The sequence below is a fragment of the Candidatus Uabimicrobium amorphum genome (assembly GCF_009002475.1).
Taxonomy (GTDB): Bacteria; Planctomycetota; Uabimicrobiia; order Uabimicrobiales; family Uabimicrobiaceae; genus Uabimicrobium; species Uabimicrobium amorphum.
In genome coordinates, this window is record NZ_AP019860.1 from 8,712,829 (window position 1) to 8,728,827 (window position 15,999).

Sequence of the window (15,999 nt, forward strand, 5' to 3'; positions counted from 1 at the left end):
CTAAATCCCTCTATCAGGTATACATTTTGCACTAACAAACCCAATACCTAACAATAATACAAAAAAAGGAGAAACTCATGAGCATGTTTTGTTATCAATGTGAACAAACATCCCATAACACAGGATGCACAAACTTTGGTGTTTGTGGAAAAGACCCTGACGTTGCCGCCTTGCAAGATTTAATCGTTTATGCAAGTAGCGGTTTAGCAATGTATGGTCATAGACTAAGAAAATTGGGAGTAGATACTCCAGAAATAAACAACTTAATTATGGAATCTTTGTTTGCCACAGTTACCAATGTAAACTTTGATCCCAAGCGACTTGCCGCGATGATAAAGAAACAACACTTAGAATTACAAAACGCTCGCAATACTTACTTACAAACCTGCCAACAGCAGCAAGCAACTCCCGAAAATTTAGGTGGTCCCGCCACATGGCAAATGGCAGATAGCATCGATGGTTTAATTGAACAAGGCATTCAAGCATCAGTGCGCTTGCAAATACAAAAACACGGTGCCGATATTGCAGGTCTTAAAGAACTCATTATGTATGGACTCAAAGGAACGGTGGCCTACGCGCATCACGCAAAAATTTTAGGTGCCGAAGATCAGCAAGTCTACGACAAAGTACTTGAGATAATGGATTTTCTAACGAACGAAGAATTTGCTGTAGACGAACTACTCGCAAATGCTCTTGCTGTCGGCGAAATCAATTACAAAGTTTTAGAACTTTTGGATCGCGGTCATATACAAAATTTCGGAAAGCCGGAACCTACTGAAGTAAGAATTCACCCTGTCAAAGGAAAGGCAATTCTAGTTTCAGGTCATGACTTAAAAGATCTCTTAGAACTACTAAAACAGACGGAAGGCAAAGGTGTTAATGTCTATACCCACGGCGAAATGCTACCCGCACACTCATACCCAGAGCTAAAGAAATTTTCGCATTTAGTTGGAAACTTTGGTGGGGCGTGGATGGAACAGCGCAAAGAATTTGCCGAATTCCCTGGATCTATTTTGATGACCACAAACTGTATACAAAAACCGAAGGAATCTTACCAGGGTAGACTATTCACTAGCGGAGTTGTGGGATGGCCTGGTGTACAACACGTAGAAAACAGAGACTTCGCGGCTTTAATTGACTCTGCTTTAGCACTACCTGGTTTTACAGAAGATAGTACCGATGAAAAGATATTGGTGGGTTTTGGACATGATACGGTAATGGGTGTTGCTGATAAAGTAGTAGAAGCCATTCAAGGAGGGCACCTACGCCACCTATTTTTAATCGGTGGATGCGATGGTGCTGAGTCCGTACGTAATTACTACACCGACTTCGCCGAAGAAGTTCCCGAAGATTGTGCGATTCTAACACTAGGATGCGGAAAATACCGTTTTAACAAATTGCAATTCGGTGATATCGGAGGAATACCAAGACTTTTAGACATGGGACAATGCAACGATGCCTACTCCGCGATTCAAGTCGCCGTTGCCCTAGCACAAGTATTCAAAACCGATGTCAATAAATTACCGTTGTCTCTCATTATATCATGGTTCGAACAAAAAGCCGTGTGTATATTGCTAACACTACTTTATCTTGGCATTCAAGACATACGTATTGGCCCTGCACTTCCAGCCTTCATTACGCCAAACGTTCTAAAAGTTTTGCAAGAGAAATACAACCTAATGGGAATCGGAAATGCTTCACAGGACTTGCAAACAATATTGTCCTAGAGTGTATTTAATGGCTCAATTTTCCATTGTGTAGAGTTCACATTTTAAAGCCTCTCCGGTAACAGAGAGGCTTTACACTTTCGTTTTATACAAACAAAAGTACATAAGTTTCGAGTCGAAACTTGTACTCAAACTACATTTTTTTTTGTATCCCTTGGCCGTATTCCACAACCTTCATCAATGTCTGACACACATCGTCTTCCGTAGAACGTGGATTAATGGTACATAGTCGTAATACAGTTTTGCCTTTCAGTACAGTACTACTCATCATTGCAAAACCTTCCTTGATCACTTGTTTTACAATATTGTTGTTTATGTGATTTAGTGCCTCCTCATCGCAACCTTCATCATAGTAACGAAAACTCAAAAGTGCCATTTGCGCAGGCGTGACGAGTTGCAAATGTGAATTTTTTTCCACTTGCTGTGCAGCAAATTCCGCCAAATCAAAACCCATATCAATGGCATCACTAAATGCCTTTAAACCAAATACTTTAAATGACAACCACAGCTTTAGTGCGCGAAAACTGCGACTGAGTTGTATACCATGATCGCAAAAATTAATTTCGCGATCGTGTTGGTGTGCATCCTGTAAGAATTCAGGTAGAATTTGGAAGGTGTCTCTTAGATGCTCGGTATTGCGAACAATTGTACAACCAATTTCAAAAGGTTGAAATAACCATTTATGGGGGTCAAGAGCAATAGAATCCGCACGTTCTATGCCTTGCAGTTGTTTTTTTCCCCTTTCACTCAACACTGCCGCCGCTCCGTAGGCACCATCTACGTGAAACCACATGTTTTCTTCTTCGCATATGTCGGCAATATCGTTGAGTGGTTCTATCGCTCCGGTGTTTGTCGTCCCTGAATTGGCAATAACACAAAAGGGGCGTTGGCCATTTTGTTTGTCTTTCTGTATTTGTGACCTAAGTTCATCTGTACACATAACAAAGTTGTCATTGCTTGGTATTTTACGAATGTTTTCGCGATGAAATCCAAGGATAATTAACGCGCGGTCCGTTGCCGTATGTGTCTGATCACTAAAATAGACCGTAGCGTTATGCAAACGATCATCCAATACTTGCTTGCGCGCAACAGCAAGTGCCGTTAAATTTGCCATAGAACCACCACTGACAAATATTCCACCTGCTTCTTGCCCCAGTCCCAATTGTTCACATAAAAAGTGAATGGTATCCCACTCAATCTGACTCGGTCCTGCGGCAGCGAGCCATGTTCCCGCAAACGTATTGTATCCTGCGGCCATAGTGTCCGCGAGAACGCTGACAAAGTTACTAGGTCCGGGAATGTACGCAAAAAATCGCGGATGCATCACATTAAGAGCATGGCCAAATACATCTTCACGCAGCATTTTTAAGATATCATCGAAGTTACCAGGTTCTGAAACAAAGGGCTGCGAAATTTTATCGCGCATTTCTTGACGTGTAGCGGTTATTGCCGTTCTTTTTTGTGGGAGATTATCCCAATGGTCCACCAACATATCGATCACCTGGTAACCCATCTTTTTCATTTCTTCGCGAGAAAATTGTAATTTTGACATCGTTTTTGCTTTCTATTTATGTTTATGTGGTACAATTCATAAAATAAACGTAAATGTATTATAACAAAAATATGAGGTCTCAATATATGTCTGATACAATTTTATATACATTTCGCCGTTGCCCGTACGCAATCCGCGCACGTATGGCTCTCTTCGCCGCCGGGCGCAGTTTTGAAATTCGCGAAGTTGTATTAAAAGATAAACCTCCACAATTACTCAAAGCGTCACCGAAGGGCACCGTACCGGTACTGGTTTGCCCTGACAAGATAATCGAAGAGAGTTTAGAGATTATGCATTGGGCGATTGATGGCACCAATATTGGCTGGTTACATTTTACTGACAATATGCAGCAAGAGATACACAAACTCATTACACACAATGATGGAGAGTTTAAATTTAATCTGGATCGTTATAAGTATCCACAGCGCTATGACATCGAAGACGAAAAGCCTTATTTTGCGAAATGCTGCGCGTTTCTCGAAACGTTAAACACCAAGCTAAAGCAAAATCGTTTTCTATTTGCGCAACGTATATCACTCGCTGACATTGCCATTTTTCCCTTTGTGCGCCAGTTTTCCAAAGTGGATATTAAGGCGTTTGGTGCACTGCCTTACAGTGAATTGCAACAGTGGTTGAAGTACCATGAAGAAAGTGAACTGTTTAAGAGCGTCATGACAAAATACCCACAATGGCATGAGGGAGATGCGCCACTGGTTCACAAAGGAAGTGATAATCCGTAAGCTATTGTTAATAAAAGACTTTTGAGACCTTCAAAATGAAGGTCTCAAAATATTTGTACGTTTTATTTTAGATAATCGGTGTAGGTTTAGGTGTAGGTTTAGCACTTCCATGTTGGTGCCCTCACCATCGAATTAAAGGTTTCAGCTTCGCTGAAAGCCTTTATTCTCATGCCTCTCCCACGGGGAGAGGCGTAATGCGTCTACATTGATGTTTTTGTTTTTTTGTTTGCGGTCGGGTTTTGGTATAGGTTTAGATGTAGCACTTCCATGTTGGTGCCCTCACCATCGAATTAAAGGTTTCAGCTTCGCTGAAATCCTTTATTCTCATGCCTCTCCCACGGGAGAGGCGTAATGCGTCTACATTGATGTTTTTGTTTTTTTGTTTGCGGTCTTTTTTAATTGGTCTTTGTTTCCATTTGTAGTTCTTTTACTATTTCTTCTAAGACCTTATCTATATGGTTGTAGATTGCATAATTGGAAAACCGCAATATAGAAATTCCTTTTTGAGCAAGATATATCTCGCGTTTTTTATCTTGCGATTCATAATTTTTATGTATCAAACCATCAACTTCAATAGCTAACTTTTTAGAAAAACAGAAAAAATCTACCACATAACAACCTATTAGATGTTGTCTGCGAAATTTAAATCCGTTTACTTGTCTGTTACGAAGTCTCTTCCATAAAAAATCTTCAGATGTTGTATAGTTATATTTCTCTAATTTAGACATATGTATTCCTTCATATAATGAAAATGTGAATGCTTCCATTATACGCATAACTATGACAACATGAGATAATACCGACATACAAAGATATAACTCGAAAAGACCGCAAACCAAAAATCAAAAACGTCAATACTGACGCATTACGCCTCTCCCGTGGGAGAGGCATGAGAATAAAGGCTTTCAGCGAAGCTGAAACCTTTAATTCGATGGTGAGGGCACCAACATGGAAGTGCTAAACCTATACCTAAACCAATTCAAAAACGAAAATCAAACTCGAAAAGACCGCAAACCAAAAATCAAAAACGTCAATACTGACGCATTACGCCTCTCCCGTGGGAGAGGCATGAGAATAAAGGCTTTCAGCGAAGCTGAAACCTTTAATTCGATGGTGAGGGCACCAACATGGAAGTGCTAAACCTATACCTAAACCAATTCAAAAACAAAGACCTAACTAAAAAAAGACCACACACCAAAAATCAAAAACATCAACTCAGACGCATTACGCCTCTCCCCGTGGGAGAGGCATGAGAATTAAGGCTTTTAGCGAAGCTAAAACCTTAAATTCGATGGTGAGGGCACCAACATGGAAGTGCTAAACCTATACCTATACCTATACCTATACCTATTACCTATACCTATACCTATACCTATACCTATACCTATACCTATACCAATTCAAAACCCAACCAAAAAAATATAAACAAACTCCCCCTTGCAAAAAACGCAACCATTATGCTATGATGTATATCAGTAAGGTATTGTTACTCAACAACATACCGTACCTCTTAATCTAGTAATACCTGTAATAAATTATTTTTGCGGTCAAATTTACAAAGAAAGAGAGGAAGTATGACTGATTATCGAAAAATACTCATCAAATACGGATGCCAGGTTGCTTTTGTTTTATGTGTGACTTTTAACGCCTACTGGTTTTCAACATCTGGAAACAGCGATGCCGAGAACTTAGTAGAAGAAATATGCTCAACGCAGCGTAAAATTATAACCACTAGCAGAGTCAGAATGTTTGAAGCTAGACAACGATACAACGATACAGCAAAATCGAACCAAACATTCTACGAACAGGTTAGTAAAAATTGGAATGTGAGCACAAGCGCTTCTCAAGCGCCAAGCTATGAACACATTTATCCATCGGCGAATGTCACAATTGTTTTTGTTGAGGAACAGTACAAAATTGCCGTGCCGCGACAATTTTATGCGAAAATTGCCAAGAAAAATATTCAGCTGCGTTGGAAACAACCGCAATCAAAGAATAATGGCAAATACAATATGCAGTACGATGGTTATCAACTCGTGAAAGAGTGGCGAGATGCGAAAGGTAAGCGGCAACAAAAAACCTTTCACTTTACTAACGACAGAACTGAATATCTCGATACACAGATCGCTTTCAAAACAGACTACAATTATCAACTACGTAGCTTTACATATAACACAAAAGCCACTGGTGGTGTTGCGAAAACGATTCTTGGTAAAGAAGTGATTGCCAGCAAAACTTTGCGCAGCAAACAATTGCGGATTATGCCTGCCTACGAAATAAAGTTACTTGGTGCTGGTAGTTGTTCTGCGATGATTCTATTACGTAAATACTACAACGGAAAGTACATGAAAACAACATGTGTCATCCGTGAAGGCGAAATGATCGAAGCGCTGCATGTTAAGGTTCCAGGGAGTGGTTTGCATACCGATTTTACTCCTGGATGGAAGTTAGTTAAAATTAACCCAAGAGCCGAAATACTGCGAGAGAAAATTGTGAGAGTTGGACGAAAGAGAGCCAAGAAAATGGTCAAATCTTATGCTCCTGCGATTACTTATCTCGACGATGAACAACAACAGGTTCAACTCATTCAAAACAAATAATACTACAACGACGCGTATAGGTTCTCGATATCCCCCACCAAACGCGTATAACAAAACATCTTTTTAGATCTCTCATGAGCAGACTTACCTAGTTGCTCGCGCAACTGGGTATTGTTTGCCAAGCGCAATACATTTGCCGTAAAACTTTCCACGTCGCCGACCTCACAAAGAAATCCACTATCTTCATCCACAACATCGCTCACCCCTCCGACATTTGTTGCCACCACGGGTTTAGAGTAGTACATCCCTTCTATGGCCACAACTGGTGTTCCTTCATTGCGTGATGTCAACGCTACGATGTCGATATCACTGTAAATTTGCGCAGTTTCTTTGACCCACCCACTAAATACTACGTGTTGTTGTAAGTTACGCTTTTTTACAGATTCTTCTAATTGAGAGCGTAGTTCTCCATCGCCTATGATCGCAAACTTGATATGCATATGCTCCTTAGCCACGCGTTCCGCAACGTCTAAGAACATTTCGTGATTTTTTATCGCGGCAAGGCGACCGATAATTCCGACGACAACATCTTGCTCTTTCCATTGATGTCTTTCGCGCAGCCAGCCGCGTTCTTTCATTACAATTTGCGGGCAAGCGAAATCAAATCCTAAAGGTATAATGGCAAATTTATTTTTTCGTGCAATGCGGTACTTATCGCAAATTTCGCTTTGTTGTTGCGGGCTAATTACTACAATTTTGTCGGTAAACCTCGCTAAAAAGCGTTCAATACGTAAAAATAGCCGTGTTTTTCGCGGGGAAAAGTAGCCGTGAAAAACGTGCCCGTGGAATGTGTGAATGACAATAGGTACGCCCGCTAAAATGGCTGCCATACGTCCAATAAACCCCGCTTTAGATTTGTGGGTATGTACAATATGTGGTTTTTCGCGTCGCAATAAGCGATATATTTTCCATAACGCCACCGCATCTTTCACCAAGCGAATTTCACGACTTAATTGTGGCACATACACAGGTTCCACACCGTAATCTAGAGTGACATAGCTCATATCCCCTTCTTCTTTGCACACATAACCACTCACCAATGTCGTTGTGTAGTTGTCTAATTTCGCTGAAAGCAAGGAAACATGGATTGTTGGACCGCCTATATTTAAACGGTCGATGATACGTACAATTTTTTTCATATTATTTCAATTTCATTATTTCCAGTCTTTGCCATATTTTTTGCACTTGCTCTTGATTGTTTTTCGCGCGGTAGATATTCAATTGTAGCTGTACAGCGTATATATCCAAAAAGTAATACTTTTGGTATTTTAGTATTGCCTCTAGCGACGCATCATAATTGCCTTCTGCATAATGTGCCAATGCTAACCAGTAGTGATAAACGGTCAGAGGTTTTATGGTGATGGCTTTTTGTAAACATTCGCGTGCTTTTCCATAGTTCTGATTTGCATGGTAAAGAAGTGCGATAAAAAACAAATAGCGATGGTGTTGAGGAGACAGATTTAACGCTTTTTTTAATAGATGAATTTTACGAACAATGAAATTGGCGCGTCGCTCTTGGTTCTCAAAAATCTTTGCGTACAATTTACGGAAATATAAAGGATACAATACATCCCATTCGATAGATTTATGATAGCGAATAACGCTCCCGAGTTCTGTTTTTATGTGCAAATCGCGTACATAAGCGTAAGAACCATTTAGTAGCAATTTTTTTTCGCGAATTATCTTTTGATATTTCTCCATCAACTTGCTATTTCCTTCACGCGAAACAATCGACATCGTAGTAAACGCCGCCGCGTCCTGAATAATGGGGATTTTGCTATCTAAAAATGGTGCTATTTTTGGTAACATCGACACATCTCCGTAGCGATACAAACCCAAAATGGTCCCCAAACGCACTGATTCGCGAGGATGATCTATATATTTGTAAATATACCGCGCACCGGTTTTTTGTGCACGACCGATTGCTTTTAAAAGAAAAATCGTAAAATGAGCACTGCTATTATTTTCAATAGCGTTGCTAATAAGACTAATCAAACTCAAGCTGCGCATTTTTCTTTCGGAAGTCAACTTAGTGATGGCAAATAACGACGCTTGTAAATATGCCTCATCATTATCTTCGATAAAGTCTACTACGGTAGATAAATCACCACGCACCCCAATGGCGATAAGGGCCTGTAATTTTACAAAATTGTTTTGGCTATCCAAAAGTGGCTTTAAAAAATCGAGCACCTTTATTTTCGGTAATTGAGACATACGCAGTATCGCAATTCGCTGTACCTTCGCATCTGGGTCTTGTAATGTTTTTGCCAACAAAGGTAAGTATTTATCTTTTGTGTATTGTCTCAGTCTTTCCGATCTAAAGTTCCAAAAATGGCTACACGCAAAAGCACGTACCGCGGCACTATGGTGTGAAAAACCCGTAATAAATACTTTTTCGGCATCAAGATACCCGGCTTGCCACAATTTATTTGCCGCAGTTAGACGCACAGCAATATTTTCATCTTGTAAGAAAAAACGTAGTTGTCCACGCTCCTCTAATAAATACTTTACTTGCAACATCCGTAAAAAAGGATCGCGTTCTTTTTTGAACCTACGATCAAAAGCCATACTGCTTATGTTTTCACTCACTAGTGCCGCGCATGACATCAAACGCATAGCATTTTGTGATGATCTCACATAACGCAATATAAAATGATGAGTGTTTACTTCACGCATATGCACAAGCGTTTTCAATGCAAAAAAACGCATAATATTGTGTTCGCTATCACGCACAGCAATATCTTTAAGAATTTCAATATAACTGCTATGTAAAGTATTCAAAGCACTTTCATCGTTTATGATGTAGTACCGAACCAGAAGTTGCCGCGCATACTTGCGTTGTAACTCTTCATATTGCAAGGACATGGCTTTATGTAAATCTTGTAGTACTTCAAATTTTGCTACTTGATATAAAACTTTTTTACTGTGATATAACTTATGCAAAGCACTCGTTGCAATTTGTTTAATTTCCGATTTTTTTTTCATCGCCAAAGTAATAAAACGTTCTATTTGCTTTGGCTGTGGAATGGGAGCAAGAACAATATTATCGTATTCGTCCATATACTTCTGTGCAAGCCTTTGATATTCAATGTCAAAAAGATTTGTCGATTGATTTTTATAACGCATTAAAAGTAAATGAGAAATACGTTTTTCTAATTCATAACGTTTCTCTAAAGAGCGATAACGAAATACATTTTGATATAAATTGGCTAAACTGTCTACGTTGTTAGGTCCAAGCATACTTGCTTTGAGAAAGTCTTCTCCGCTTTCGTCCATCTTGTCTATTTTTCCATAACACAAACCGCGCATAGTGTAAAATTCAAATTGCCATGGTTCGCGCTTTATGCATTTGCTATAAAACTCAATGGCTTTTGTATAGTTTTTGACTTGTTGGTAACACGAAGCTAATGTGCGATAGAATTTGGTACTTTTGTAATATTCATTTTCCAGCTCTAAATACGATATAGCCTCGGAAAATTCTTGTTGTTTTGCCAGAGCGAAGCCGATCAATAAGTTGATATCAGTAAATTTTTCGCGACTTTTTTCAACTCTTTTAAACATCGTAATTGCTTGGGATGTTAGCTGCTGTTTTGTGTATATCTTTCCCAGATAATAAAATGTTTCTTCTAAGACTATGGGTAAAACTTCGTGGGATTTTTCTACTTCTTGTAGATAGTTTAAACTTGTGGCGAAATCGTTTTTGAAAAAGTAAATTTTTCCAAGCTGCAATTTTATCTGCGCGTTGTTTGTCTTTTTTAGGAGTATGGTGTATATGTTGCGTGCTTCATCATATTTTTTCATCGCAAACAATGTATGCGCAATTTCAAACTCGACTTGCGGTGTATCTTTCGACAACGATTGATAGATCGCCAACGCTTCTTTATGGAGATTTTTTTCTCGTAGCCACCTAGCTTTTAGCAACCTATACCCTATATCTGGCTGCAACTTAATCGCTGTAGAGATACTCTCGATTGCATGGGAAGTGTCTTTTAAGAGAAAGTAAACTTGTGCTAGTTTGGCATGTATTTCCGCATTGTTAGGCGACTTCTTTAGTAAATTTTCTACCTGTATTTTTGCATCATTGTATTGATGCTCCGCGATGAGATGTTCAACGTGTTGTAATTCTTTTTGCGCTGCGAATTGAAAAGTATCCCATAAAAAGTACATGCTCACGGCAATCAACATCGATAGTAATGTGATGCCAACAAACAGCATATTTTTTTTGCCAAGATGATACACCTTTTTGATTTTATCTATGCGCTTTTCACGGTATTCCCCCGCCAACGCCGACTGCAAATCCTGGGCAAATTTGTCTGCTTTTTGATAGCGCAACTGCGGATCTTTTTCTAAGGCTTTTAAACATATACTACTCAACGACGCTAGCGCTCCAAAAACCTTGGGCGGAACAGGCCTTTCTCGAAGTATTTTACGATACAGTTGCGAAAGATTATTTCCCGAAAACGGAAGTTGGCTTGTTAGAACTTGGTATAAAATGACCCCTAAGGAATAAATATCCGTACGTGCGTCGAGTTTGTGACCATTGACTTGCTCCGGCGACATGAAAAAAGGTGTACCGATCACCTCTCCGGTTTTTGTCAATTTGTAGCTGTCACTTCTATTCATTTTTGCTAAACCAAAATCCGCAAGAAAAGGACAACCACTTTTATCAATCAATATATTTGAAGGTTTAATATCACGGTGAATAATTCCCTTTTCATGAGAGTGAAATAAAGCTTCGGCAATTTTAACCAGCCACTCAACATTACGCGTCGTTTTTTCGATGACTTCTTTTTCTTTTAAAACATCGGCCAAAGTAATTCCTTCGATATACTGCATCGAAAAAAATTGAACGTTATTAAAAGTGCCAATCTCATATATAGGAACAATGTGCGGGTGATTTAGAGTTGCACAGACTTGCGCTTCGCGAAGAAAGCGCGGCTGGAGCTTTTCACTATCCATCATCACCTTTAGAGCCACTACTCTTTTGATATCTTTTTGCATGGCTTTATATACAATACCCATACCACCACGCGCAATTTCTTCTACAAGTACATACTTACCAAAGTCTTTTCCATTAACCCCTACCTTTAAATCGAGAGAGGTTGACTTCATATTGTGGAGGTTTGTCGAAATGTGTTGAAAAAAAGTGGAGAGATCGTTCATGGATAACAAACGATTTTGTACGAGTGTATGCCCAAGGTTACTTCCGTCTTGATTGCATCTTTGAGCAAAAGACATCAAGATTTTTTCATCAATTAAACCCTTGTTACGCAAATAATTGTACAAAAGATAATTGTTTTGAGCTTGTTTTTCCTTGGACATAGTAAATTCCTAAATAGCAAATGATGCGATTTATGAAGAATGTCGTAGATAGTTCTCTAAAACTAAAAATCGGGATATACTAGTGGGCCATCCGACTTTAAATGACATTTTTTACACTGAGTGTCACTCCTGACTTGATCAGGAGTCTACAAAAATAAGTGATTCTGAATCAGGTTCAGAATGACAAATTAATATACATAGGCAAATCGAATGACCCACTAGTTTCAGAGAACACTGTTCGTTCTATTTGATAGCTTCAATGCTCAGATCTACATATACCAAACGATGATCAGAACTCAGTTCGGGAGAACTAACTAAACGATAGTACTTATCTTGTATTGTAGGCCAAAATACTTGTCCATTTTGCACCTTAAACCCAAGAGAAGATGGTAAAACATAATCAACGCGAAGTTTCCAGCCAGCGGTATGTGAAGGGGAGTATTTATTTTGCGGGTCGTTTTCTTCACCACCTTGACTTTTCGGAACAAAATTATGAGTTTTATCACAAGAAATGAGTTTGTTGATCATAGCTTTGAGGGCGTCGCGTTCTGTCGGACTTGCGTTTAAATCTCCCATCACCACAAATCGTTTGTCTAACAACCCACCTTTGGTTCCGTTGTCGTCGTATATGTATTCCGCAAGATCAGAGTGAACATAATCGTGCCAAAAACGCACCTCGTCATGGTTTCTTTTTCCATTGCGATCCTCTTCACCATCGAAAACTGGTGGCGTTGGATGACTAATAAGTAAGTGAACAAATTCGCCATTTACATTGACAGGTACATCGCAGTGGTTTTTTGAGGAAAGACGCAATACCTTGACTTCGTCTTCACTATACCACGGTTTCTTGGTTTGCGGATCGATAGGTAACAGCGCTTTGGGCATATCTTTCCATAGAAACTTTTGAAAAGTGCGTATCTTATCATGATCGATAGGATATTTTGACAGAACCGCCATGCTATACTGGCCAGGATATTCGCCATAACCAAAAGCGTCATCTGGTCCGCCTAAATTTCCATCGTTATTCAGGTCATGACCAGAGTCCACACCAGTATTCGACGGTGCGATATAGTGGTATGGATAGTCGATAGTTTCCGAACCATTATGCGACACTTGCAGATAGTTTTTCTTAAAATTTTCGATCGCAGAACCATCGGCCACATAATCGAATTCATTGAGTAATATGACATCAGCCCTAGCACGTTGAATGACCTCCGCTATATTTTTGATTTGCGGATGTGCTGAAGTTTCCAAGTCTTTGCTTAGCATACCATCGGACTTGCGATACAAAGAGACATTGAATGTGGCGACACGTAAGTCTCCTTTTGACTTTGGAAACAATGATGATTGTTGTGGCTCAACTTTCTTTTGGGGAAAGTCCTGCCTTTCACCATCACGGACTTCAATACTTGTCACGCACCACCTGGCAGCATTTCCTCCGGTCGTTCCCGAAGTGTAGTGAAAAGCAAAGCGAATTTTGCTGTCATTAAACTCTGTCAAATCAACAGAGCATGTCGTCCATTTACGCGAATCCTGCTCGGGAAGTTGAACTTCGAGTACCTTCCATACCGACTTTTGCGGTTGTTTTTCGTTGTAATTACACGTTTTTTTCAGTAATAGCTTACCACCAGAGTATTTACAATAAATATCAAACGTCAATTGCGGAGCCTTACGGTTACGTAAATCCATTTCCGGAGAAATCAACCAGTCATCGCTATCGCTATCGGCACCATAACCAGAGATTAGGGCACAAAGACGGTCGGCCTTAAATTGTGCCTGCCACTTCGCATTGCTGGCAACACTTACCGCATTGAATTTCCCCAATCCTTTGGTAAAACTTTCTTGCAGCATAACATTCTCTGGTGTCTTGTGCGTAGTTACTTTAATAAAGTTCGCATTAGAAACACCATAGTTATTTATACCACAAATACGATATTGATACGCTGTATCTCCCACAAGACCACGATCTTCATAAGAAGTAATCATAATACGTTGTTGGATCACTTCCCAAATTCCACCACGAACACGTCTTTCTAATTGATAGTAGTTTGCGGTGTCCACTTTATCCCAGTGAATATGTATCTCTTTGTCAGAAACGACACTTGCAGAAACGTTCTGCGGCATTTTCGGTGGGTTGAGTTTATCTTGAATCGAAACAATTCCACTCAAATCCGCCTCCCACTTACCGTTATTTTCGCCAAACTGCACCAACATAACTCCCAAGCAATTATCTCCTTGCTGTAGTATATCGAGCGAAAGCGGTATATCCACAATCTCCACATCTTCAATGTGACGTAAAGCCTGTGCGGGATTGTCATTCGTAACATTATAACGTGCGATTTCTTTGCCATTACAATAGATAACGGCTCCATCACTACATAGCGTCCTTAAATTTAGACGTAGTGTGCGATATTTGTCGTGCGCTACACTAAATTTTTTACGTAAAAACAGTACTTTGTGTTGTGGAAGTTTATCCGCAGTTGCTGCTTCCCAGCCAGAGTCATCAAAACTGAGTTGCGACCAATTCTCCGCGTCCTTTGTCGCGTATTTCCATGTACTTTTTAGATGAATGTACGTGTTGTGATCGACATTTTGTTTTACAAAAGGAATTTGTACGGCTTGACCACTTAAAGGTGTCCACAAAGTAAGTCCCTGTGGCATTGCCAGAGGATTTGCATTTTGTTGTTCTTGCGTCAAAGCAGTAACTTCATCGGGATTATAGTGAATACCGCGTTTTACTTCTTCGAGTTTGCCATATCTTACGGTGTGAATTTTTATATTTTGCGGTGTGACATGTAGCAATTTGTATTGCCAAAACGAATCACTTGCTAACGTCCATGGCTTATCGTCATCTGTTGGTCTTGTGGGAGCTCCCCAACTACCTTCGCCGATAAACATCGTTCCTTTGGCATCGTCGCGCACAAAACTTTCAAAGCCTTCAGCAGACGGACGTAGTGGGTATGTGTATTTCACCATGTGAGTGTCACACTCTACCGCCACATGTATTCCGTATTTATAAAAGTGATCGGCCCATGCCGCGATGCGTCCCAAACCTTCGGTCTTTGCAGAAGTATGTGGACGTAAAGGACGATGGTAATTTGCGATTTTCCATGTCACTTTATCATGATTTTTTTGTAGATCTTCGACAAACCACTTATTTTGTTCTTTCCAAATTTTGTCGTCTTGATCGGCAAAAGCACCGTAACCAACACCCGGCTCTAACTCTGTGTTTAGTGTATAGACGCGCAGTAAGTTACCAGCAACATTGCATGCGAAATAAGCATCCTTATGTGGTATATCAAAAAGATTATATATCATATAACGATCATCATTTTCATGATTTCCGTGTGCAGGCATAATCGGATACATACGTCCATCGGCACTTTTTGTCAGTTGCCACTCATCAAGCCACATCTGCCACTCTTCCGCAGTTCCATCACTCAGATAGTCTCCACCATGAGCAATGAACAGCGGACGTATTTTGGCGATAAGTTTGTTACCATTCACTCGCGGCTCTTTATTGGTGCGTGAATCACCACCAGCAATAAAAGTAAAGGGTTGCGGCTTATCTGGGGCTGTTTGGAACCACATAACACCACTATCACTGCTGTTGTCGCGTATTTCAAAATAGTAAGCGGTATTTGGTTGTAATTTTTTTAAACGTACAAATTTGTTTTGCATACCTCGATATGCGATTTCGCGATCTACTTTATGCATAACCCAATCGGACTTGTCTTTTTTTTGTCCATAGTAAACAGCAGCTGTTTCACCTTTAGCTTGGTTCCAGGCAATTGTCATCGTCGTTGCCGGATCACCATTCCATATGAGGCGATATTTTTCGGTTTCGGCATTCAGGGTTAAGACACTGAGTAGTAAAAGAGGTATATATCTAAGTATCTTCATTAATCATAACTTTCTTGTAGCAATAAAATTGGTTTTACATGCCCAACAAAAACTTGACCTCCAAGTTTTTACTATCATAGCATATAATTCAACATTGTAAATAGATCTCAAAGTCAAAAATAATGGAGTAAAATTCCATGGTATTTTTGGTGATC

At 39.8% G+C, this 15,999-nt stretch carries 8 protein-coding genes; 3 read left to right on the top strand and 5 right to left on the bottom strand.

The annotated features are described in order from the left end of the window. Positions 1 to 83 precede the first annotated feature (83 nt). On the top strand, positions 84 to 1,727 hold the full coding sequence (gene hcp / locus UABAM_RS30615) for a hydroxylamine reductase (protein ID WP_152022084.1): 1,644 nt from the start codon (positions 84 to 86) through the stop codon (positions 1,725 to 1,727). Between the two features lie 133 nt (positions 1,728 to 1,860). Here hcp and UABAM_RS30620 read toward each other — a convergent pair whose 3' ends face one another. Continuing rightward, complete coding sequence (locus UABAM_RS30620; protein WP_151971789.1) at positions 1,861 to 3,279, bottom strand: pyridoxal phosphate-dependent decarboxylase family protein; 1,419 nt, start codon at positions 3,277 to 3,279, stop codon at positions 1,861 to 1,863. Positions 3,280 to 3,365: 86 nt separating this feature from the next. On the opposite strand from UABAM_RS30620, the gene UABAM_RS30625 reads away from it, so the two are divergent. Then, a complete protein-coding gene (locus UABAM_RS30625; protein ID WP_151971790.1) occupies positions 3,366 to 4,019 on the top strand; it encodes a glutathione S-transferase in 654 nt (217 codons plus the stop codon). A 395-nt stretch (positions 4,020 to 4,414) separates the two neighbouring features. Here the strand turns inward: UABAM_RS30625 and UABAM_RS30630 are convergent, their stop codons facing one another. Then, on the bottom strand, positions 4,415 to 4,747 hold the full coding sequence (locus tag UABAM_RS30630) for an endonuclease domain-containing protein (RefSeq protein WP_173013666.1): 333 nt from the start codon (positions 4,745 to 4,747) through the stop codon (positions 4,415 to 4,417). An 846-nt stretch (positions 4,748 to 5,593) separates the two neighbouring features. Between UABAM_RS30630 and UABAM_RS30635 the strand changes: the two genes are divergently transcribed. Then, entirely contained in the window at positions 5,594 to 6,619 is a 1,026-nt protein-coding gene (locus UABAM_RS30635; protein ID WP_151971792.1) for a hypothetical protein, read from the top strand. A 2-nt stretch (positions 6,620 to 6,621) separates the two neighbouring features. On the opposite strand, the gene UABAM_RS30640 is transcribed toward UABAM_RS30635, so the two are convergent. The 3 genes from UABAM_RS30640 to UABAM_RS30650 all read right to left on the bottom strand — a co-directional run bounded on the left by UABAM_RS30640 (position 6,622) and on the right by UABAM_RS30650 (position 15,844). Beyond that, positions 6,622 to 7,758, bottom strand: coding sequence for a glycosyltransferase (locus tag UABAM_RS30640; RefSeq protein WP_151971793.1), 1,137 nt, complete (start codon positions 7,756 to 7,758; stop codon positions 6,622 to 6,624). A 1-nt stretch (position 7,759) separates the two neighbouring features. Then, a complete protein-coding gene (locus UABAM_RS30645; protein ID WP_151971794.1) occupies positions 7,760 to 11,941 on the bottom strand; it encodes a serine/threonine-protein kinase in 4,182 nt (1,393 codons plus the stop codon). Between the two features lie 243 nt (positions 11,942 to 12,184). Beyond that, positions 12,185 to 15,844: an endonuclease/exonuclease/phosphatase family protein gene (locus tag UABAM_RS30650; protein WP_151971795.1), complete on the bottom strand. Its 3,660-nt coding sequence runs from the start codon at positions 15,842 to 15,844 to the stop codon at positions 12,185 to 12,187. Positions 15,845 to 15,999 lie beyond the last annotated feature (155 nt).